Annotated in this window: 17 protein-coding genes; 6 read left to right on the top strand and 11 right to left on the bottom strand. The window is 45.1% G+C overall.

Annotated elements, in window-relative coordinates:
* From OW495_RS10495 to OW495_RS10465, 7 genes are all read right to left on the bottom strand, one after another.
* On the bottom strand, positions 1-1,941 hold the full coding sequence (locus OW495_RS10495; RefSeq protein WP_289886401.1) for a VWA domain-containing protein: 1,941 nt from the start codon (positions 1,939-1,941) through the stop codon (positions 1-3).
* The gene (locus OW495_RS10490) at positions 1,934-2,926 is read right to left on the bottom strand and encodes a VWA domain-containing protein (RefSeq protein WP_289886399.1); all 993 of its coding nucleotides are present in this window, start codon (positions 2,924-2,926) and stop codon (positions 1,934-1,936) included. The genes OW495_RS10495 and OW495_RS10490 overlap by 8 nt, the downstream gene beginning before the upstream one ends.
* Entirely contained in the window at positions 2,919-3,404 is a 486-nt protein-coding gene (locus OW495_RS10485) for a DUF4381 domain-containing protein (RefSeq protein WP_289886397.1), read from the bottom strand. Before OW495_RS10485 ends, OW495_RS10490 begins: the two co-directional genes overlap by 8 nt.
* On the bottom strand, positions 3,401-4,327 hold the full coding sequence (locus OW495_RS10480; RefSeq protein ID WP_289886396.1) for a DUF58 domain-containing protein: 927 nt from the start codon (positions 4,325-4,327) through the stop codon (positions 3,401-3,403). The genes OW495_RS10485 and OW495_RS10480 overlap by 4 nt, the downstream gene beginning before the upstream one ends.
* 10 nt (positions 4,328-4,337) lie before the next feature.
* Complete coding sequence (locus OW495_RS10475; RefSeq protein WP_017081852.1) at positions 4,338-5,294, bottom strand: MoxR family ATPase; 957 nt, start codon at positions 5,292-5,294, stop codon at positions 4,338-4,340.
* Positions 5,295-5,459: 165 nt separating this feature from the next.
* Positions 5,460-6,152: a hypothetical protein gene (locus OW495_RS10470; RefSeq protein ID WP_289886393.1), complete on the bottom strand. Its 693-nt coding sequence runs from the start codon at positions 6,150-6,152 to the stop codon at positions 5,460-5,462.
* 96 nt (positions 6,153-6,248) lie between these two features.
* On the bottom strand, positions 6,249-7,622 hold the full coding sequence (locus OW495_RS10465) for a hypothetical protein (RefSeq protein WP_289886391.1): 1,374 nt from the start codon (positions 7,620-7,622) through the stop codon (positions 6,249-6,251).
* Positions 7,623-7,734: 112 nt separating this feature from the next.
* Between OW495_RS10465 and OW495_RS10460 the strand changes: the two genes are divergently transcribed.
* The 3 genes from OW495_RS10460 to OW495_RS10450 all read left to right on the top strand — a co-directional run bounded on the left by OW495_RS10460 (position 7,735) and on the right by OW495_RS10450 (position 11,029).
* Complete coding sequence (locus OW495_RS10460) at positions 7,735-8,478, top strand: Crp/Fnr family transcriptional regulator (protein ID WP_289886388.1); 744 nt, start codon at positions 7,735-7,737, stop codon at positions 8,476-8,478.
* A 240-nt stretch (positions 8,479-8,718) separates the two neighbouring features.
* A complete protein-coding gene (locus tag OW495_RS10455) occupies positions 8,719-10,635 on the top strand; it encodes a methyl-accepting chemotaxis protein (protein ID WP_102313786.1) in 1,917 nt (638 codons plus the stop codon).
* Positions 10,636-10,828: 193 nt separating this feature from the next.
* Positions 10,829-11,029, top strand: a complete 201-nt coding sequence (locus tag OW495_RS10450) for a hypothetical protein (RefSeq protein ID WP_017091765.1) — start codon at positions 10,829-10,831, stop codon at positions 11,027-11,029.
* A 229-nt stretch (positions 11,030-11,258) separates the two neighbouring features.
* On the opposite strand, the gene malK is transcribed toward OW495_RS10450, so the two are convergent.
* Complete coding sequence (gene malK, locus OW495_RS10445; RefSeq protein ID WP_017104895.1) at positions 11,259-12,371, bottom strand: maltose/maltodextrin ABC transporter ATP-binding protein MalK; 1,113 nt, start codon at positions 12,369-12,371, stop codon at positions 11,259-11,261.
* 665 nt (positions 12,372-13,036) lie between these two features.
* Between malK and malE the strand changes: the two genes are divergently transcribed.
* The 3 genes from malE (at position 13,037) to malG (ending at position 16,776) form a co-directional block, all read left to right on the top strand.
* Positions 13,037-14,221, top strand: a complete 1,185-nt coding sequence (gene malE / locus OW495_RS10440) for a maltose/maltodextrin ABC transporter substrate-binding protein MalE (RefSeq protein WP_017108967.1) — start codon at positions 13,037-13,039, stop codon at positions 14,219-14,221.
* An 81-nt stretch (positions 14,222-14,302) separates the two neighbouring features.
* Positions 14,303-15,874, top strand: coding sequence for a maltose ABC transporter permease MalF (gene malF, locus OW495_RS10435; protein WP_289886381.1), 1,572 nt, complete (start codon positions 14,303-14,305; stop codon positions 15,872-15,874).
* 11 nt (positions 15,875-15,885) lie between these two features.
* Positions 15,886-16,776 (top strand): maltose ABC transporter permease MalG, encoded by an 891-nt coding sequence (malG, locus tag OW495_RS10430; protein ID WP_010431447.1) that lies wholly within the window; start codon positions 15,886-15,888, stop codon positions 16,774-16,776.
* Between the two features lie 670 nt (positions 16,777-17,446).
* Here the strand turns inward: malG and OW495_RS10425 are convergent.
* The 3 genes from OW495_RS10425 to OW495_RS10415 form a co-directional block, all read right to left on the bottom strand.
* Complete coding sequence (locus OW495_RS10425) at positions 17,447-17,692, bottom strand: hypothetical protein (RefSeq protein WP_029223283.1); 246 nt, start codon at positions 17,690-17,692, stop codon at positions 17,447-17,449.
* 300 nt (positions 17,693-17,992) lie between these two features.
* Complete coding sequence (locus OW495_RS10420; protein WP_017104899.1) at positions 17,993-18,496, bottom strand: acyl-CoA thioesterase; 504 nt, start codon at positions 18,494-18,496, stop codon at positions 17,993-17,995.
* A gap of 428 nt (positions 18,497-18,924) precedes the next feature.
* Positions 18,925-20,547: a peptide ABC transporter substrate-binding protein gene (locus OW495_RS10415; RefSeq protein ID WP_289886376.1), complete on the bottom strand. Its 1,623-nt coding sequence runs from the start codon at positions 20,545-20,547 to the stop codon at positions 18,925-18,927.
* Positions 20,548-20,752 lie beyond the last annotated feature (205 nt).

Here is a 20,752-nt window from a genome sequence, read left to right as displayed (position 1 = left end):
TTACCACTTTTTGTTTTGGTTGTTAGGAGCACTTTTTTGTCGTGCTTGTAGAATCATTTGCGCTTTAAGCAATTGGCTCGGATCACGAGCGCTTTCTACTTGCTCAAGTTTTCGCATATCAGGATCGCTCGACATAGGTTGACCTGATACTTGTGCTGCAGCTTGTTGAGCGTTGTTATCAGTGTCTTCCTTAGCAGCCTCTTGTGCTTGGGCTGCCTGAGATACTGAGTCACCCTTGTCCTGTGGCTGTTTATCTGCTTGATCCGCTTTGTTTTGTTGCACAGCTTGCTTGTCGTTTTCTTCATCCGCCTTGGAATCAGGGCGGCTATCAGCTTGGCTTTGGTCAGTATTCTGAGCTTGGCTTTCACTTTGATCTTGTTTATTGCTTTGATCTTGGCTGCCGCTTTGACTTTGTGACTTCCCATTGTCAGCTGAGCTTTGTTGTTGATCCTGCGAGCTTTGCGAAGAATCATTTTGCTGACCTTGCTGACCTTGCTGACCTTGCTGACCTTGCTGACCTTGCTGACCTTGCTGGTCTTGTTCGTTTTGGTCTTTGGACTCAGAATCGCCTTGCTGTTGCTGTTGCTGTTGCTGTTGCTGTTGCTGTTGCTTCTGAGCCTGTTCGACAATCTCTAGATTCTTCTTCGCATAAGCATGTTCAGGGTTGCTTTCGAGAATACGTTGATACTCTTTTATCGCTTGGTCGTACTTACCTTGCTTTGCTTGTGCATTGGCGAGGTTGTAGCGAGCATCTTCGCCAGAAAGACCTTGTAGCGTCTGTTCGGCCGCTTCGAAATCACCGGCTTTGTATTGCGCTATGCCTTTCCATTCTTGCTGTTCGAACTGTTCTGCGGCTTGTTGAAAGTCCTCATCTTGATACAACTGATAACCCACTTGGTCATCGGTTTTCCAAGGATTTGCAAACGCAGTATTCGGTTGGCTGAACGAGACAAGTACAGCTAGGCCACACCAAATGACCCCTTTTCGAAATAGCCCAAGTGCAGGAAGTAACAGAAACGGCAATAACCAGAAACCGTTGTTCACTCTGGTGTTGAGTGAGTTATTGGTTTTAGTCACTTCTGATGTTGTCGCAACTCGGCCGAGGTAACTTGCGATGTGTTCAACGTCTGAGTTATCAAATTGAACTTCAGTGAATGTACCGCCAGAGCGACGAGTCAGGTCGCGCATATTGCCTACGTTGGTTTTCGCAACCACGGTTTGTCCTGAGTCGGTCTGTAACATCGAACCTGTAGGTAACGAGATCGGCGCGCCGCTTTCCGTACCGACAGCCAAGATTGATAACGTCCAATTACTACCAGAGAGTAGCGAGTCGATATCTTTCTTCTCTTGACCATCAATATCATCAGCAATCAGTACCAGATCGCCTTTATAGATATGAGCACGAGTCATCATCTCAATCGCAAGCTTAACTGCCGATGCTGCATTGCCGCCTTGGAAGGGCATGATATCTGGTGATAGGTTGGGTACGAGGTTCTTGATGGTGTTGATGTCAGACGTTAGCGGACTAATGGTGTAAGCATCTCCGGCGTATGCCACCATTCCCGTTAGGCCTTCTTTCCATAACGAAAGCAGATCCAGAGCCTTGTATCGCGCCTGTGTTAAACGGTTCGGTTTAATGTCAGTGGCATACATAGACATCGACATATCCATGATCACAACTCGCGCCTGTGTTTTTTCAAAGTTTGGTTGTTCATTTTTTTCAAAGCTTGGACCGGCCAATGCGATGACACCGACCAACCACCAAACACCGAAATAAGTGCTGCGGTTTTTCGATGGCTTGCTTGATTCAGGAGCCAAATAACGGGCTATGTGTGACGCTAATAACCCTTGCTTGGATTGTCTCTTGCTAAGCCACCAAATTGCGGGCAGCACGGTAAGAGCCAAGAACCAATATGGATAGATAAAAGTAAAGTTAGACATTGTTTCTCCTAATGGCTAACAGCATAAATGCGAAGAACATTGCCGCAGACAGAGGCCAGACAAACCACTCTTGTTGTGGTCGCCAGATCTTAGTGGCATTCGTCACGGGCTCGAACTGGTTGATGGTGTCGTAAATCGTTGCCAGCTCTTTGCTGTCACGCGCACGGAAGTACTGACCGCCAGTGCGTTTGGCGATTTCCATTAGAGTACGCTCATCCAAGTCTTGAGCAGTATTGACCTTACGAGTCATGAAGAACTCTTTGACCATCATTTCACCCGCACCGACACCCACGGTGTAAATCGTCGCGTTGTACTTCTTAGCAATATCCGCGGCTTCTAGTGGGTCTAATACGCCCGCAGTATTACTGCCATCACTGAGTAGAATCATTACACGCTGAGGAGCGTCGCTGTCGACAAAGGTTTTGGTGGCAAGGCCGATACCATCACCGATCGCAGTTTGAGTACCGATAAGCTTTAACACCGCTTGATTGAGCTGTTGTGAAAGCGTGTCTCTATCTAACGTCAATGGCGTCTGCAAGTAGGCGTGATCAGCAAATAGCACCAATCCGACTCGATCGCCTTTACGGCGCTCAATAAAGTCACTCAATACATGTTTCACCGCAGATAAGCGATCGATGTATTCGCCATTGAACTGCATGTCTTCTTGGCTCATTGAGTAGGAGAGGTCGACAACCAACATTAAATCACGGTGTTTCGGCTGAAACTCAACCGGTTCACCGTACCAAACTGGGCGTGCCATGGCCGTTACCAATAAAAGCCAGATGATGACCGATAACGCCTTGGGTAAGCGACTGCTCGGTGTTTTGGTATTGCTGTCCTCGGGCAAAAACGGAAGCCTTAGGGCATTGTTCGATTCCGCCTTAGGAGAGAACAAGTAAACAAGGATTGGCAATGGCGCTAGGAAAAACATCCACCACCAAACAAACTCGATATTTAGTAAGCTCGTGTTTAAAAGATCAGTCATAACGACCTCGCTTTGGAGGAAGGGCTTTACGAAGCCAGGTTTCGCAATCATTAACCAATTGCTGTTGAGCCTTTTTCTGTTCGTCGCTCATTAAGGCTGTATCTTGGTAGAGCGCTTGTTGCCATTGCGATTGTTTTGCGGCGAACAACGGTTTTGCCAATTGCGCATCTAAGAACGTAAACCAATCATCACCAGATAAGCCTGCCACTTTTTCGCGTGGGAAATAGCTTAGTGCTGCCTGACGAACGATGTCTTGAGCTGCACTCGGAGACAAGGTATTTGAAGGCTGACTATTACGAAAGCAAGCAAGTGCTTCGTTCTTCGCGTATTGGTTCTTTTGTCTGCGTTTTACAATGAAAAATACTATGGTGATCAGAACGATGGCCGTGATAATGATTAACCACCAACCCCATGCCAAAGGCCACCATGATGGTGCGCTTGGCGTAATAATCGGACTCAGGTCGAGAGGTTGATTCATGACTGAACTCCTGATACTTGGCTCATTAACGATTGCGCACAAGACAATGAACTGTATGGGATCGCCAGAGAAAGGCTCATTTGCATCAGTTGTTGTTGCTTCTGATCAAATACGTGACTGAGCTTTTCTTTTTCCTTGCTTGATGAAAAGTTAAACCATTGCGTTTTATTGCCGTCGGTGATCTGTTTTGAACCTTTGAAAGCAGTGACACCTTGCTCTAATGGATCGTAAAAATGCACCAAGCGAACTCGATTATGTCGACGTATTTGATTGATAAGTGAGTAATTACTTTCGTTATAACGGACGAAATCACTGAGCATAATGATATCGCTGCCTTTCGGGCAAAGCTGGTGAAGAGATTTCAGCCCACGCTCTAAGGTTGTGTCGCTGTGATTGCCTGGGTTGGTCAGCGCTGCGTTATTGATTTCTATGACTTTTTGCAAAATACGTAGCGGAGCATGGTTGCTAGCACTGGGTTTAATCTCAATGATCTCTTGGCCAGTATCTATCACTGCGCCAATACGGTCTTTTTGAGCGACGGTTAACCAGCAAAGTTGGCTAGCAAAGTGCGCGAGTTGAACCGATTTAAGCAACAAGGTTGAGCCGAAAATCATACTGCTCGACAGATCTAGGAACAAAATCACAGGCTGTTCTCTTTCTTCAGAAAACAGTTTGGTATGCGCCTTGCCTGTTCTCGCCGTGACGCGCCAATCAATGCTGCGGATATCGTCACCCGCCTGATATTGACGAACCTCAGAGAAGTTCATCCCGCGACCTTTACGATTGCTTTCGTGTTGACCGTTAAGTTGCGACCAAAGGCTCTTGGCTGGAGGCAACCAGCGAACAGATTGCGCTTTGTATTGCAGCAGTTCATCCAGATTTAACGTGACGCCGTCACTATGGTTGGGTAATTGATTATTCATGCGCGTATCCCTATGCGCTACCAACCAACGAGATAAGGTGTGCGATCACTTGGTTTGCAGTGACCCCTTCAGCTTGTGCGTGGTAGCTACGAAGCAGGCGGTGACGTAATACCGGGAAGGCCATCGCTTGAACATCTTGTGGGGTAACATAGTCGCGGCCGGCAAGCCAAGCGTGAGCGCGGGCACAACGGTCTAACGCGATGGTTGCACGCGGGCTGACACCCATGTCTAACCATTGATCAAGTTGGTCGCTGTATTGTTTAGGTTGGCGAGTCGCCATTACCAATCTGATGATGTACTGCTCAATGGTGTCTGCCATGTGAATGTTGAGCACTTCTTGGCGAGCTTCGAAGATCGTTTGCTGAGATATCTCTTGTGGTTGAACAGATTCGTTGCCTTGAGCTTCGCCTCGGTTCAGGCGCAAGATCTCCAGCTCACTTTCCATGTCTGGATAAGCCACTTCTAAATGCAGCAAGAAACGGTCTAATTGAGCTTCTGGTAGAGGGTAGGTACCTTCTTGCTCAATCGGGTTTTGAGTTGCCATCACCAAAAACAGATCGGGCAGAGCATAGGTTTTTCGACCTGCGGTCACCTGTTTCTCGGCCATAGCTTCTAGCATTGCGGCTTGCACTTTCGCTGGAGCACGGTTGATCTCATCCGCTAGAATTAGTGAGTTAAAAATCGGGCCAGATTGGAAGGTGAACTCTCCCGTTTCTGGACGGAAAATATCGGTACCAGTTAGGTCGGCAGGCAATAGGTCAGGGGTAAATTGAATACGATGAAAATCTCCCTCGACACAGTCAGCTAGCGATTTTACTGCGCGGGTTTTTGCCAACCCCGGAGGCCCTTCAACAAGGATATGACCATCTGCCAGTAAGGCGATCATCAGTTGTTTTACGAGCTCTTGCTGACCAATGATTTGAGACTCTAGGTAGTTTTGAAGGATTTCGAAGTTATTTTTATGCATTTTTGGACTCTCTGGGGGCCATTTGATTCTTATTTTGAGTATTGGTCACTTATTAATAGGAAAAAGTTCCAGTACATCTACGTAATTTATTTTTCCAAAAATGGAATGATTTACAAGTGTTTAGCCAAAGTACAGTTAAGCCCAACGGTTTTACCATAGTCAGACTTAAAAGGCGTGCTTTAGTGTTAACCAAAAGTTGTCGTCTTCATCGGTATTTATCGCCATGCTCGTTTCCTTAGTAATGTTGTGGCCCACTTGAGTGACGAGTTCAAACAAGCGAATCTTTCGTCCATTTACGCTGTAGGTATATTGAGGTACCAAATTGACGAACCAGTCGTCGTCGACTTGCCAGCGAATAAAGGTATACAAGGTCACAATTGATGTATCTGGAAACAGCGTTTTTCTCGCTTGCTTGTCGTCTGTCCACGTTTCGCCATATAGAAGGGCAGGGTTGATCCTAAGTTTGTCTGAGATAGGGATTATTTGGATGGCGCCAACAGAAGCTCGGTTAACGGGAATCGCATTGGCATTGTTGCGCTGCATATCGACAAACAACCCCGTCCCACTCTGTTTATAGATCGAAAAGTGGCGTAGGTGTAGAGTTTCAAAATCGTCTTTAAATTGAATGAAGCTGTTGTGACCGAATGCACTGTCGGGGCTATTGAATCCAAATTGCGCGATGGCACCATATCCGTTAGTCCCTGTTCGTATTCCCAGAAATGAGCTTAGTGCTGTAGGATCGTCTAGGTCTTCTATTTGTCCTTGCTCTTGCTCTGGTTCGAGTTCTTCTGTGTGTGCTGCTTGTGATGTAAAAAGAAAAGATATGATCGACAATAGGGGTAGTAGTTTGAGTAGCATGGCAACCTCAGAAAATTGATGGTATTCGGTCATAGATGGCAGGCGGGGAACCTGCCATTTCGTAGGTTTATTAATGGGTTATTCAGATGGAGAGTATTACCCCGAACAAGGAATCATTAGCTCGAAGTTGTTGGTCGTGGTGTAGAAGGTTCTTGGGTAGTATTCCCCCATCACCGGGGCGATATCTTTATCTTGCTGGATGTTTTGTATGGCGTGGCTAAACTCCGGCGCTGCGAGCATGTGACGGATTTGAACAATCGATGCATCTTCATCAATAATGCCATCACCATCGTCTGCCATTGGTAACCAACCTACACCACATTGGGCAAAAGCGTTACGTGGTCTGTCGGCAGCGCGGCTCACGGCGACAGTGTAATAGCCGTCCTTGTCCACCGGAATCGCTTCATCGTAAAGGCAGTCGTTGACTTTGGTTACAGCGAAGCCTTTGTTCGAGCAGACCGACCAGTAACGGAGGTCACCTTTAGTCATTTTTTTAACGCCATGGAAAGTTTTTGGTGTAACGGGAGCCTTGGCTCTGAGGACAAATACAGGGCCATGTTTGCGATTAACGACGGTTCTAATGTAGTTGTTATCAAGATTTGGGTAGAAGCCACCCGTGCTTCGTCTCGCTTCAGGATTTATTTTTCCTGTGTAAATACCTAACAAGCTTTCTCGGTCGAGTTGAATGTGCCAAGTCGATGGATTGGTTGCGGGGAAGCCTGCGGGCTTGTTGGGCTGTGTAACCAATTCACGATACTTCTCGACTGGGATTCCCAGGGCATTTAATTGAGCTTTTAACGGTTGCGCACTTTGCAGAGAATCACACGCTTCTTGTCCGCGAAGTTCCTTTCCTGAAGAAAGCGTGACGACTGGCTGCGGTAATGCTGTATTCCCAGTGCCATCACTGTTTTCGTCTTTTGCGTAGATGCGGTAGATGATCACCTGCTGATTAGCTGAAGATTTTGGCGCATGCAGTTCATCCATTTCAGCGCCATCACGTATTTGGCCTGCGGTGTAATCAGTTTTTGGTTGAGCGTTGAGAATATTGACTTGGTAGCTTCTAAGAACGCTGTCGCGCTGACTGCCTTCTCTGAAAGGGTTCACGCTGCTTTGGCTGGGTTTGATCATGTAGTCGGGTAAAGATTGTACTGGTCTTCCACGGTCATCATAGCTAATGAACGACATGTAGCGAGAATGTGGGAATTGTCCTTCTAATTTTAGCTTGGCACCATCAGGTACAGTAAAAGCTGCTCCCCAATATTTTACCGCAGCATCGGGATAGGCAACGTTGATGTATGGGTCTGCAGATACCGGACCATAACGGAAGAAACAGGTTCTTTCTCCTGGAATACCTTCAAACTGATCATTGGCGGCAGACACTGTACTCCAACTGGCACATGTAATTAAAACTGTTGCTATCGACCCTTTAAAGAGCCAACGGCTCAATGTGTTTACGCATGGCATTTGCATTCTTGAATCCTCATTTCACGACCTTGTGGTTTTTCCTAGCTTTTTTATTCGATTAATTGTTAGTCTGTATTTAACAATTAATTAACAAGCTATCAGGGGTTGGATGAGAACAATGTGTAAAATCTTACATTCTAATTTCGTTCCTACGATGAGTAGTGAAGAACAACATTCGATGCTTGAGCTGGTGTTAAGACATGATCCCACGCTAAATCAGCTAGATCCGAAAGCCGTTGAAGAGATAGTCGGTGCTGCAAGAATTGAAGCCTATAAGGTTCCGACTTTGCTCAATTCCGCCTATACCGCTGTCGATACCATACGCCTTGTGGTTAAGGGACATATCGAACTGATGAGTTACAGTGAGAGTGGTGATGAGGCGTGCATTGCCATGCTAGGTCCAAACAGCTGGCTGACGTGGATAGGCTGTTTTGATGAACAACCGACCAACCATAACTTCTACTCATCTTCTGATGCGATTGTCGTGGCTATTCCCGTCAAAAAAATGAGAGATATCGCTGACCGTTATCCAGAACTCTATAAAATTGCAATTCGTGAAATCAGCTTTCGATTCCGGCTTTTGATGGAGTGGACGACAGAATCTGTACTGCTTAAAAATGAATTTCGCCTTGCGAAGTTACTGTTATTAGTCAGTCGTTTAAATGGGATGCCGAATGAACTCAATCCGATCTTATATACCCAAGATAAGTTGGCGCATCTATCTAGGTGTACCCGTCAAACACTCAGCCGCTCTCTCCAACAATTGGCGAAAGAAGGCATGATTGAAATAGGTTATCGCCGCATTGATATCATTAATGAGGACAAACTTAATGCCTTTATATCTGAAGGGTTAGCGTGTTAAACATCATTAAATAACCCAAGCAAATGCCTGCGAGGTAATAATATTGACCTCGTTAATCTTTATCCCAAGAGAAAATGATTGAGTCGTTACATCATATTTGCAGTTTTTTGAGAGAAAAGTCTCTAGTTATATTGGTTTTGGCCGATACATAACTCAGATTGTGCATTGCTGATTGGAGTGCACTAAAAAGTCCTGTTCAGGGTACATAAATAAAGAGCGATTCTTTTTAAAGGTCCAAATATGTTGAAAACTAACTCTCTGAGTATTAAGCAAAAGGTTGTACTCGGAATTACTTTTGCGGTTCTGGCTTCTACGGTCATCGTAGGTGCGATGGCGCAACAACAAGCAAGAGATGTATTGAGCCATCGATTGGTTGATATCGAGCTTCCTGGAATGCTTGAGCGAATCAACGGTGAAATTGATCGTGAAGTCTCTCAGCTGTTGTTGGCAGCGGAGCAAATTGCTTCGAATGAATTCATTTCTGACGCTATTGATTCGACTGAACGTGATGCGGATATTGAGAATAAGCTAGTTAAACAACTGAATAACGTGCGTAACCAATACCAGTTAAACGATGCGTCGGTTGCCAACCGTGAAACAGCTTACTACTGGAACCAAGATGGTTTCTTACGTCAGCTAAACCAACAACAAGACGGTTGGTTCTTCGGTTTTACTCAGTCAGGCCAGCCAACCATGGTGAGCATGTTCCAAGAAGCCAATGGTGAAGTGAAGATGTTTGCCAACTACCAACAGCCCTCTGGTTTGGCGATGTCAGGTCTATCAAAATCGATGGATGACATGGTTAACCTGCTGAACGGTTTCAAGATTGAAAATACAGGCTTTGTATTTTTGACAGATAGCCAAGGTGATGTACAAATTCACCGTGAGCGTTCACGCAGTGATTCGTCACTTCAACAACTTTACGGCCCTCAAGCTAGCCAGCTATTGAACAAGTCGGGTTTCAACCTAATTACCACCGAAAGCCAAGGACAAGAGCTATTCGTCGCGAGTCTTTATGTGTCGTCAATGGACTGGTTCGTTATTGGTGTGGTACCAACTGATGAAGTGTTTGCTGAGCTCGATGCGACGGCACAAAAGATGCTGATCATGACGGCTATCGTGGCTTTAGTCTTTATCTTAATGGGCGTAGTGCTAGCAAACAGCATCACTCAACCGATTAAACTTCTGGCTAAGCGATTTGGTGACCTTGGCGAAGGCGATGGCGATCTGGCACAGCGTATCGAAGTTAAAGGCAACGATGAAATCGCACAGCTTTCAAAGGGCTTTAACGGATTTATTGAAAAGATTCACGAGTCGATGAAAGAAGTATGCTCAACAAGCCAAGCGCTTCAAGTGGCGGCAGAGAGTGTTTCTAACAAAGCGCACATCACCCACGACAATAGCCAAGAGCAACGAGATCAAACCCTTCAAGTGGTGGCTGCGATCAACCAAATGGGTATGACCATCAGTGAGATTGCATCAAACGCGGCAACAGCAGCAGAAACAGCCACTCAAGCTTCGGGCAATACTGAAGTGGGCCGTTCTGTGGTAAACAAAGCAAAAGACGCGATCAGCCGTTTAGCGCAAGATATCGAAAGCACGGGTCAAGTGGTGGAGCAGCTTGCTTCAACAACGCAAGACATCGGCTCTATTCTGGGTGTTATCCGTGATATCTCTGAGCAAACTAACTTACTCGCATTGAACGCAGCGATTGAAGCAGCACGTGCCGGTGAACAAGGTCGTGGCTTTGCTGTGGTAGCCGATGAAGTTCGTAACCTCGCAAGTCGTACAGCAGATTCAACGGAAGAGATTCAGAAGATGATCAACCAACTGCAAAGCGATGCGAAAGATGCGGTAACGGCAATGAGTGCGGGTAAAGTGATTACGCTGGAAGGTGTATCAGCATCGGACGAAGCGGTAGACGTATTGGGTGGTATTTCAGACCGTATCGTTGATATCACTGACCGTAACACACAAGTGGCAACGGCAACGGAAGAGCAATCAACGGTAGTTCACACCATCAACCAGAACATTGAAGAGATCAACGCGATCAACGAAGTGACAACGGGCACGGCTGAACAACTTGCTGAAGCAAGCCAAGAGCTTCGTGACCTGTCTTCTCGCCTAGATAAGATGGTTGGCTCGTTTAAGCTGTAATACTGCTTGAGCTAGTGACTTTGATATAGAGCTGGATTCATTTAACTGTGAATCCAGCTCTTTTTAATTTCAAGCCAGTCCTGTTTAAACTGACGTTCGCTTGATCTGGTTTCGGGCTTTGCACTTAATCGCTCTAGCATCACAGAGCGTAAATGAGTAAAATCTCGTTAGGTTTAATATTTAGGTAAGTATCATGAGCGATTTTGAAAAAGAACTAGAGCAGATGACTCAAGAGATGGGCGATGAGCCAGAAGTACAACTGCCATCAATTGAAGAGCAAAAAGCGATCGTTGCTGAATTTAAGCGACTAGAAGCGGAAGGCAAACTAACACCAGAAGTGTTAGAAAAGCATTTTGGCCAGTTCAACAAAACAAGTGATACGCCAATCCACTAAGTTTCAGTAGAGCTAACCTATATCGTTAGATAGGGTGGCTTTAGTACAAACAGATAAAGGTCTAGCATCCGCTAGGCCTTTTTTATTGCCGCTCGAAAAAGCTAACTGAGCTGCGCGCGAAGTTAAACAATCAAAGTGAAAGTAGTTGGCGCCTTTAAACAAAAAAATCCCCCTTACTTGGTAAGAGGGATTCGATATGGGCAAGTTATATCTTAAAAAGGCGAACCGATTAGTCGGTGCCGTACTCTTTGTACAAGCGACGACATGCGCGACCATCGCTATGGAACAAGTGACAACGGTGCGCAGGAATACCAATCGCTAGCTTGTCACCAGATTCAATCGTTAACGTGTCTGGTTGACGGTAGATAACATCAGCATCAGCACTTTCGAGGTTTAGGTAAACCTGTGTTTCGTTACCTAGTTTCTCTACCATCATCACTTCAGCTTCAATCGTAGCGTCACCCGTGTCAGCAGACAACAAATGCTCAGGACGCACACCCAGAGACATACGGTCACCAGCATTGACAGTGGTACCATCTACCGGGATCCAGAAAGTCATGCCATTTGAAAGTTGTACCAATACGCGCTCTGCTTCAGCTTGCTCGATGTGAACCGACATGAAGTTCATCTTCGGCGAGCCAATAAAGCCAGCAACGAAACGGTTCTGAGGGTAGTGGTAAAGATCAAGCGGCTTACCGACTTGAGATACGTAACCGCCATCAAGAACAACGATTTTATCGGCCATTGTCATCGCTTCCACTTGGTCGTGGGTAACGTAGATCATGGTGCAGCCAAGTTGACGCTGTAGCTTAGTGATTTGCGAACGCATTTGAACACGCAAAGCAGCATCAAGGTTAGATAGAGGCTCATCAAGTAGGAATACGTTTGGTTGAGAAACCAGAGTACGACCGATAGCAACACGTTGACGTTGACCACCAGATAGGGCTTTAGGCTGACGCTCAAGAAGGTGACCAAGCTGAAGGATTTCTGCAGCATGTTCAACACGCTTATCAATTTCAGCTTTGTTGGCGTTTGCTAGTTTCAGGCCGAAAGACATGTTGTCGTAAAGGTTAAGGTGAGGGTAAAGCGCGTAAGATTGGAATACCATACCTACGCCACGCTTTGAAGGCTCAACGTCATTCATGCGTTGGTCGCCAATGTACAAATCACCAGACGTAATGTCTTCTAGACCTGCGATACAGCGTAATAGCGTCGATTTACCACAACCTGATGGTCCAACGAACACTACGAACTCACCTTCGTTGATGTCTAAGGTTACGTCCTTAGAAATCTGTACATCACCATATGATTTATAAACGTTTTTTAACGTGACACTCGCCATCTAGCTAGTCCTCGATCGATCAAATTTTAAGTTTTACTGCTTATCATTATAAGAAATTTTTGGGTCAGCAGTAACTGTAGGAATTGGTAAGTATTGAATGAGTAAGAAAAAAGTGGGTGAGACTTGGATTCTTTAACCAAGCCCACCCGTCATAGCCAAACTGGTGCCTATTTCCCCCACATCCAGCTAAATCTCCCCCGTGATTCAATCACAGATTTAGCTCGATGCTTAATTAAAGACAACAGCGGGCAGTGAAGCCAACTAAATGAACAATGCTTCAACGCATAACATTCGCTGGTAAAGGGTTCTTACTATCCACTCTTGGATGAATGCAGTTTCGGTGAATTGGCGCAATGGTACATCCTCCCAATGAAAATTTAACGAGGGGGAGTAGTAGGGGAGGAGTAGATAAATGGGGTTATTAATAATTGGCGATCCAGTTCAAATAAATCCACCCCATAACGGTGATGTTGATCACGATGAGTATGCATTTTGTGATTTTAGTCTCTAATCTGACCGGATGGCGATCACGAAATTAAGCCATAATAGCTAGGGCGTAGTGGCTAGGATGATGAGTTAGAGCCTATTTTCTCAGATCATAAGCCCTGAAAACTGGCTCGTCTTGGTAGATGTGCCCTACGTATAAATATAAAAAGGATATTCACATGAAAAACGCTCTAAGCGCTGTAGCTCTAGGAACATTAGTTGCTCTGGGTTCTTTTGGTGCAAATGCTGCTATCGAAGAAGGACAACTAACAATCTGGGTTGGTGGTGACAAAGCTTATGAAGGCATGGCTGAAGTAGGTAAACGCTTCGAAGAAGACACTGGCGTTAAAGTAACAGTCGCTTTCCCTGACAAACTAGAAGAGAAGTTCTCTCAAGTTGCAGCAGCTGGCGATGGCCCAGATATGATTTTCTACGCACACGACCGTTTTGGTGGTTTTGCGGAAGCCGGTCTTCTTGTTGATATCAAACCTTCTAAAGAAACTAAAGAAGGTATCGTAGACTTCGCATGGGACGCTGTTTCTTACGAAGGTAAAACAATCGCTTACCCAGTAGCGGTTGAGTCAGTTTCTCTTATCTACAACAAAGCACTCGTTCCTAACCCACCTAAGTCTTGGGAAGAAATCCCAGCACTTAACGCTGAGCTTCAAAAAGACGGCAAGAAAGCGATCATGTGGCCTCTACGTGGCGGCGCTTACTTCACATGGCCTCTACTTGCAGCTGACGGCGGTTACGCATTCAAACAAACTGCTGAAGGTTACGACATTAAAGATGCGGGCGTAGCGGCTGAAGGTGTTCAGAAGTCTCTAGGTTTCATCGAGAAAATGGTACAAGACAAAGTTATCTCTGCAGACATGGATTACTCAGTTGCTGAGTCTGAATTCGTTGCGGGTAACGTTGCAATGACAATCAACGGTCCTTGGGGCTGGGCAAACATCGAGAAAGCGGGCGTTGACTACGGCGTAACAACGCTACCTAAGTTCAACGGTAAAGCGTCTAAGCCTTTCGTTGGTGTATGGGCTGGTGGTATCAGCACTGCTTCTCCAAACCGCGACCTAGCTGTTGAGTTCATGGAAAACTACCTACTAACAGACGAAGGCATGAAGAGCCTGAATGACGACAAGCCACTAGGCGCTGTTGCTCTTAACTCTTTCCAACGTCAACTAGACAGCGACACTCGTATTGCAGCAACAATGGACAACGCGATGAACGGCGAAATCATGCCTAACATCCCTCAGTTCACAACGTTCTGGTACAGCATGGAAGAAGCGATCGGCAACGTAGTTGACGGCCGTCAAACAGTAGACCAAGCACTAAAAGCTGCTGAAGGTCGCATGACTAAGTAACAACCAAGCACTACCTTTTAAGGAGAGGGTAACCTCTCCTTACTTTTCTATTTTTTATCTATATCGCTAGCAGGTTCCTCTATGCAGTCAGTTCAAGGTACAGATGCTATCCCAGCACCATCAAGCCTTCCAGGCAGTAAAAGCGTCTTCATCAAATGGGGGTTGCTTGGTAGCGTTGGCTTAATTAACGGCTACGCTACAATTCTAATGTATTCACGCGGTGAGCTCGCTTTTGCGCTGCTTACTGTGATTTTAACGGCTTTGGCACTTTACATTTTTGGCAGTAAGAAAACTTACGCCCACCGTTATATTTATCCTGGTATTGCCGGAATGATCTTGTTCATTCTTTTCCCATTGGCTTATACCGTAGGGCTTGCGTTCACTAACTACAGCGCAAAAAATCAACTGTCTCTAGAACGTACTCAAACGGTTCTTTTAGACCGTTCTTTTCAAAGCGGTGAGAGCTATCCATTTACTTTGTACAAGACTGATGACGGTCACCAGATCGTGGTTAAAGATGGCGACCAGCTGTTAGCAACAGACGTATTTTCTTTTGAAGATATGAGTGCAACAGAGATGGACCTATCTGCAATTGAGTCTGCACAAGGTGAGAAAGAGAAGATCAAAGCGATCATCCAAAACCGTGCAGCGATCAATGCGGTTGATTTCCATCTGCCTAACGGTGACGACATCCGCATGAGTGGCTTACGTAAGTTTGCTTCTGTTGCTCCGCTTTACACGCTTCAAGACGATGACGAAACGTTAATCAACAATGAAACGGGTGACGTTCTCAAGCCAAACATGGAAGAGGGTTTCTATCAACCTGTCGATGCCAATGGCGAGTTTACTGGTAACACCATCTCTCCGGGCTTTGTGGTTAACATTGGCACACATAACTTTGAACGTGTTTGGAAAGATGATGGTATTAAAGAACCATTCATCAGCATCTTTATTTGGACGGTGATCTTCTCGGTATGTACCGTAGCGTTCACACTTGTTATCGGACTTGTACTTGCGAATATCGTGCAATGGGAAGAGCTAAAAGGTCGTTCAATCTACCGTGTTCTACTGATTCTGCCTTACGCAGTACCCGCGTTCATCTCGATTCTTATCTTTAAAGGTCTATTCAACCAGAGCTTTGGTGAGATCAACATGGTGCTTGAGAATATCTTCGGCTTAAGCCCGAACTGGTTCTCTGACCCAATTCTTGCGAAAACCATGGTGTTGATGGTTAACACGTGGCTAGGTTTCCCTTACATGATGATTCTATGTATGGGTCTGCTTAAAGCGATTCCTGATGATTTGTACGAAGCCTCAGCGATTGATGGTGCGAACTTCCTTGATAACTTCAAGCGTATTACATTCCCATTGATGATTAAGCCGCTGACACCGCTATTGATTGCAGCGTTTGCCTTTAACTTCAATAACTTTGTAATGATTCAACTATTGACGAACGGTGGCCCGAACATGATTGGCACCTCAGAGCCAGCGGGTTACACAGACTTGCTTGTAAGCTACACCTACCGAATCGCATTCGAAGGCGGCGGCGGTCAAGACTTTGGTCTAGCAAGTGCAATCGCAACGCTTATTTTCCTATTGGTTGGTGGACTTGCGTTACTAAACCTTCGTTTCACTAAACTGTCTCAAGATTAAGGAGCACGACAATGGCTATGGTACAAGGTAAAGGCCTTAAATACCGAGTATGGGCAACGCATGCAGTGTTGTGGTGCTTCTTGGCAATGATTATCTTCCCATTACTGATGATTATCGCGATCTCGTTCCGTGAAGGTAACTTCGCAACAGGTAGTTTGATTCCTGACAACCCATCACTGGAGCACTGGAAACTGGCTCTTGGTATGTCGGTAACGAATGCTGACGGCTCGGTGACACCACCTCCGTTTCCAGTACTGACTTGGTTATGGAACTCGATCAAAGTGGCGGGTGTTACATCGATTTTAATCGTGGCATTGTCAACGACATCGGCTTACGCATTTGCTCGTATGCGCTTCAAAGGTAAAGAAACTATTCTGAAAGCGATGATGATTTTCCAAATGTTCCCAGCGGTACTTGCTCTTGTGGCTATCTACGCGCTGTTCGACAAACTTGGTCAATACATTCCGTTCTTAGGCTTGAACACGCATGGCGGTCTGATCTTCTCGTACTTGGGCGGTATCGCACTGCACGTATGGACGATTAAAGGCTACTTTGAAACGATTGATAACTCATTGGAAGAAGCGGCTGCACTTGATGGTGCAACGCCTTGGCAAGCATTCAGACTGGTTCTACTGCCATTGTCTGTGCCAATTCTAGCGGTTGTGTTTATTCTTTCGTTCATCGCAACAGTGGGTGAAGTGCCTGTAGCGTCTATCCTGCTAACCGATGTGAACTCTTACACGCTAGCGGTAGGTATGCAGCAATACCTATACCCTCAGAACTACCTATGGGGTGACTTTGCGGCAGCGGCTGTACTTTCAGCACTTCCGATTACTATCGTGTTCTTACTTGCTCAACGTTGGTTAGTTGGCGGTTTGACGGCAGGTGGTGTAAAAGGATAAGCTGTACCCTATAAGAAAGACAAAGAGCGACCTTATAGGTCGCTCTGTATTGGCATTTTTATTACATCATTTGGTTTGGCCGCCGATCAGTAATAAAAATAACCCTCAGGTTACGCATAGCTGGCTACTAATCAGGTTCCTTACGCTATTAATGATTAGTGGTTTTTGTAACTCTAACCCAGGTATTTACTTGGGTTTTTTTATGCCTGCTACTTTTTACTTTCTACTTAGTCTTCGCTTTATCTGTCAATTTTTTGCTTATAGCTGCTTTAGCCATTAAAGCTTCGAGCCATTTCTCTCCTGAATCTCACCTGTCTCATTCTTCTTACTTGAAGGCATGAACGAGTCTCACAAATCAGACACTCAGTATAAAGGGCTGTTGGCCTATTGATATATTGCTAATAATCCAATGCGTGATACTTCAATGATTTGCGTGCAACAAATACAGAAGTTACAGAGAAAATGTATATAGAGGCAGTCGGTAGCTGTGGATTGCAGGAAACTATATCCCTGACCTATGGAATGGGTTGGAGAAGTATTGAATGACTAACGGTTGATATTAGCCGCTGATTCAAGCTAGATGCAGATAGCTGTGATTAGTTAGGAAAATGATTCGCTAGGACCAATGATCAGTTAGGAACTATGAACGACTAGCGATGAACTATAAAAGCTAGAATTCTTTGCTTGAGGGAGCACAGCCCAAGTGTTGCAACAACACATAGATGCTTTCTTGATCGAGTGCGACACGGCGAAAGAGATCCGCAAACGTGTTGTCCCCACCAAAACAAGTCTGGATATAGTGGTTAATTTCATTGCTATCGTAACCTTCTACGTACAATGTTCTGACCCATTGGTACTCAACTGCCTTGAGGTTGTTCAGTGTAGATTCGCTAAGTGTGGTGCGTGTGACGCTCAAGAGTAGCTCCGGGAAATTTAAATACATCCATTATGATTGGCGGTATTTAATCAGAGCTAAATGACGACTTTATTACAGTTCTAGCAAATCGCTCAACAACAGCAGGTTCATTTCAACCCTTGGCTGAGTATCACGCTATATAAGCCTTGTTGACATAAGTAGTATTGAGATAAGCAGTATTGGTTAAGACGCAGCTTTGTCTGTGGGAGTTTGTATAGGGGATCTGAGTTAAATAAACAAATGCCAAGCATGTGCTTGGCATCGTAATTAGGTTTTGTAGGTTAGGGCTAGTGATTGACCTTATTTAAGGTATTTCACGTGCGCTTCCATCTCTTCACCTATCTGCTTTCGCATGTTCATTAGGCGAATAGCCGAATCTCTTAATTCAATGTCTTCTGGCGTTTCTGGTACCCATTCTGGCACCTTAGTCGGGTTACCATTCTCATCAACAGCGACCATAATAACGATACAGTGAGTCGTTAGGCGGTTGTTGAGTTCTTTAGGGTCGCTAGCTTGAACGTCAATAGCGATGTGCATGGAAGATGAACCGGTATAGATGACCTTCGCACTTACTTCAACAAGGTTGCCTACATGGATTGGCGCAACGAATCGAATACCACCTGCGTAGGCGGTAATACAATATTTACCACTCCATCCAGCAGAACAAGCATAAGCCGCTAAATCGACCCATTTCATTACTGCACCACCATGAACTTTACCACCAAAGTTCACATCCCCGGGTTCAGCTAAAAAACGCAGAGTAACGTCTCGTTTACCATCTTGTCGGCTATTGTTACTGCTCATCTATCTTCCTTCATTATTATTGTGCTGCATAACATGCTTGTTACTTGCTAATAACAATATACTTAAGATGACATAAATTAAAGTGGATAATCTCACGATCGAGACTATTTTTTCAAACGAGTGACAAACGGGTGAATATTGATGTTTAAAGGCGGTTGAGGCAAGTGGCAAACACGGATGAAGCAATCTTGTACACGTGCTTAGAAATTATTGATCAAGCAATTAGAAAGTTTGATCAGCGAGCTAGAAAGGTTGATAGCAAAAAAAAAACACCTAGCGCAGTGCTAGGTGTTTTCAAGCCGTTAGGTACTCATGTCGGTACCTTTTTATGTTTGCCAACTAACCGCTGTTAATCTGGTTTAGTTAAAATGATTCTAGTGTCTTTACCACTAAAGTGGTAGTAAAATCTTTTATTATTTAGCTCATTTTTACTCTTGAACAAAGTATAGATCCTTTGCGTAGATATTTCCTTTCGGATTATTGTTCGGGAAGCCTTTAAGTGTATTTCGCACTAATCGAGTGTGATTGTAGTGGTATAAAGGCATAACTGCTGCAGATTCGTTCAGAAGCGATTCAGCATGCTGATATAGAGCAAAACGTTTAGATTGATCTTCCGTTTTACTCGCTTGCTGTAAGAGCTCATCATAATCAGAGTTACAGTAACCACTCTCATTGGCCGTGTGCCCACAAGTGAAGGCTTCTAACAGAGCTGAAGGCTCTGGATAGTCCCCAAAGGCCCAAGAACGAGCAAGCTGATAATCTCCCGCTCCTTTAGCGGCGACATACGCTTTCCACTCCATGTTCTCTAGCTCTACCTTCACGCCAAGTGGTTTCCACATTGATGCAATTGCGATGGCGATCTTTTTGTGGTTTTCACTGGTGTTGTACGTGAGTGTAAATTTAAGAGGATTCTCTTGGTTGTACCCAGCCTCTTCTAATAGTTGTTTGGCCTTGGCTTGACGTTTTGAGCTATCTAGCGCTTCGAATAAAGACTTAGGAGCCGTGTAGTTCGGGATGTTATTAGGCGTCACGCTGTAGGCTTCAGGCTCTCCTTGCCCCGTCACTTTATCGACTAAAATCTCTCGGTTTACTGTCATGCTTAATGCTTGTCGAACTCTTACATCATCAAACGGAGCTTGACGCGTATTGAACGAATAAACATATGACCCTAACAAAGCCTGTGCCTTAATCTGTTCAGGGCTTTCTTTGACAAGCTTTTGGTAATACTCAAGTTGCACGCGATTCGTCATGTCAATCTCACCGGATTGATAACGAATCAGTTCAGCATTTTGAGATGATAAACCAAGGTAAGTGACCTTATTGATGACGGTTGAAGCGTTATCCCAGTAATTCGGGTTTCTGGTCACTTCTACGTATTCGTTAGGGACCCATTTACTCAGAGTATAAGCGCCGTTGGTTGCAATGTTCTCTGCGCGAGTCCACTGGTCGCCTTTCTCTTCAACCAACTTAGTAGGCAGAGGGAAGAAGGTTTTGATGCTCATTAAACTCATGAAGTAGGGCGTAGGCTTTGAAAGCGCAATTTCAACCGTGTGTTCATCCAATGCTTTAATGCCCAGTTCCGACGGCTCTTTATCTCCTTCAAGAATCTCACTGGCGTTAACGATATTCGCCGTCGAGAAAACAAACCCTGTATTGTTACCAGTTTTAGGTGACACGGCACGCTGCCAGCCAAAGACAAAGTTTGATGCTGTCACTGGCTCGCCGTTTGACCACTGAAGACCTTCTTTCAACATAAACGTGACGGTTTTGCCGTCTTTGCTGAACGACCATTCTTTAGCTTGTCCTGGGATGATCTGCCCATCGCTGTTCTCGATCACAAAGCCTTCAAACATATCATTGACGATAATGTCACCGGGCATACCAGAATTAACAAAGTTTGGATCGAGAGTGTTGGGCTCTGCGCCATTACCACGCACAAAATGTTGTTCTTTAGCTAATGGTGTATCAGTAGGAACTGTGGCAGCAAAGCTTGAGGCTGAGAATAGAGCAAGCAGTGACGATATGATCACTGGGATCCTTGGTTGAGTCATTGTAATTCCTTTTACAACTTAAACAGTACTCAATGCATTAAACATGAGACGGCTCAAGGTTGCAACAACAGTAAGTGCCCATTAAAGGAATTTGAAAACGGTGTGAACAGAACAATTGAACAAAACAGGAAAACAACAATGCCTGCTGAGGGAGCAGGCATTGTAAGGAGAGGCTGATTCGCGAATTTTCGTTCGTTTAATCTAA

The sequence above is a fragment of the Vibrio sp. 14N.309.X.WAT.E.F5 genome (assembly GCF_030397615.1).
Lineage (GTDB): Bacteria > Pseudomonadota > Gammaproteobacteria > Enterobacterales > Vibrionaceae > Vibrio > Vibrio lentus.
This window is presented reverse-complemented; position numbering and strand designations above follow the sequence as displayed.

Excerpts from the sequence above, each read along its gene's own strand:
- OW495_RS10485 (WP_289886397.1), bottom strand. The coding sequence starts at position 3,404 with ATGAATCAACCTCTCGACCTGAGTCCGATTATTACGCCAAGCGCACCA.
- malG (WP_010431447.1), top strand. The coding sequence starts at position 15,886 with ATGGCTATGGTACAAGGTAAAGGCCTTAAATACCGAGTATGGGCAACG.
- OW495_RS10465 (WP_289886391.1), bottom strand. The coding sequence starts at position 7,622 with ATGCAAATGCCATGCGTAAACACATTGAGCCGTTGGCTCTTTAAAGGG.
- OW495_RS10460 (WP_289886388.1), top strand. The coding sequence starts at position 7,735 with ATGTGTAAAATCTTACATTCTAATTTCGTTCCTACGATGAGTAGTGAA.
- OW495_RS10415 (WP_289886376.1), bottom strand. The coding sequence starts at position 20,547 with ATGACTCAACCAAGGATCCCAGTGATCATATCGTCACTGCTTGCTCTA.
- OW495_RS10480 (WP_289886396.1), bottom strand. The coding sequence starts at position 4,327 with ATGAATAATCAATTACCCAACCATAGTGACGGCGTCACGTTAAATCTG.
- malE (WP_017108967.1), top strand. The coding sequence starts at position 13,037 with ATGAAAAACGCTCTAAGCGCTGTAGCTCTAGGAACATTAGTTGCTCTG.
- malK (WP_017104895.1), bottom strand. The coding sequence starts at position 12,371 with ATGGCGAGTGTCACGTTAAAAAACGTTTATAAATCATATGGTGATGTA.
- OW495_RS10420 (WP_017104899.1), bottom strand. The coding sequence starts at position 18,496 with ATGAGCAGTAACAATAGCCGACAAGATGGTAAACGAGACGTTACTCTG.
- OW495_RS10470 (WP_289886393.1), bottom strand. The coding sequence starts at position 6,152 with ATGCTACTCAAACTACTACCCCTATTGTCGATCATATCTTTTCTTTTT.
- malF (WP_289886381.1), top strand. The coding sequence starts at position 14,303 with ATGCAGTCAGTTCAAGGTACAGATGCTATCCCAGCACCATCAAGCCTT.
- OW495_RS10455 (WP_102313786.1), top strand. The coding sequence starts at position 8,719 with ATGTTGAAAACTAACTCTCTGAGTATTAAGCAAAAGGTTGTACTCGGA.
- OW495_RS10475 (WP_017081852.1), bottom strand. The coding sequence starts at position 5,294 with ATGCATAAAAATAACTTCGAAATCCTTCAAAACTACCTAGAGTCTCAA.
- OW495_RS10495 (WP_289886401.1), bottom strand. The coding sequence starts at position 1,941 with ATGTCTAACTTTACTTTTATCTATCCATATTGGTTCTTGGCTCTTACC.
- OW495_RS10490 (WP_289886399.1), bottom strand. The coding sequence starts at position 2,926 with ATGACTGATCTTTTAAACACGAGCTTACTAAATATCGAGTTTGTTTGG.
- OW495_RS10450 (WP_017091765.1), top strand. The coding sequence starts at position 10,829 with ATGAGCGATTTTGAAAAAGAACTAGAGCAGATGACTCAAGAGATGGGC.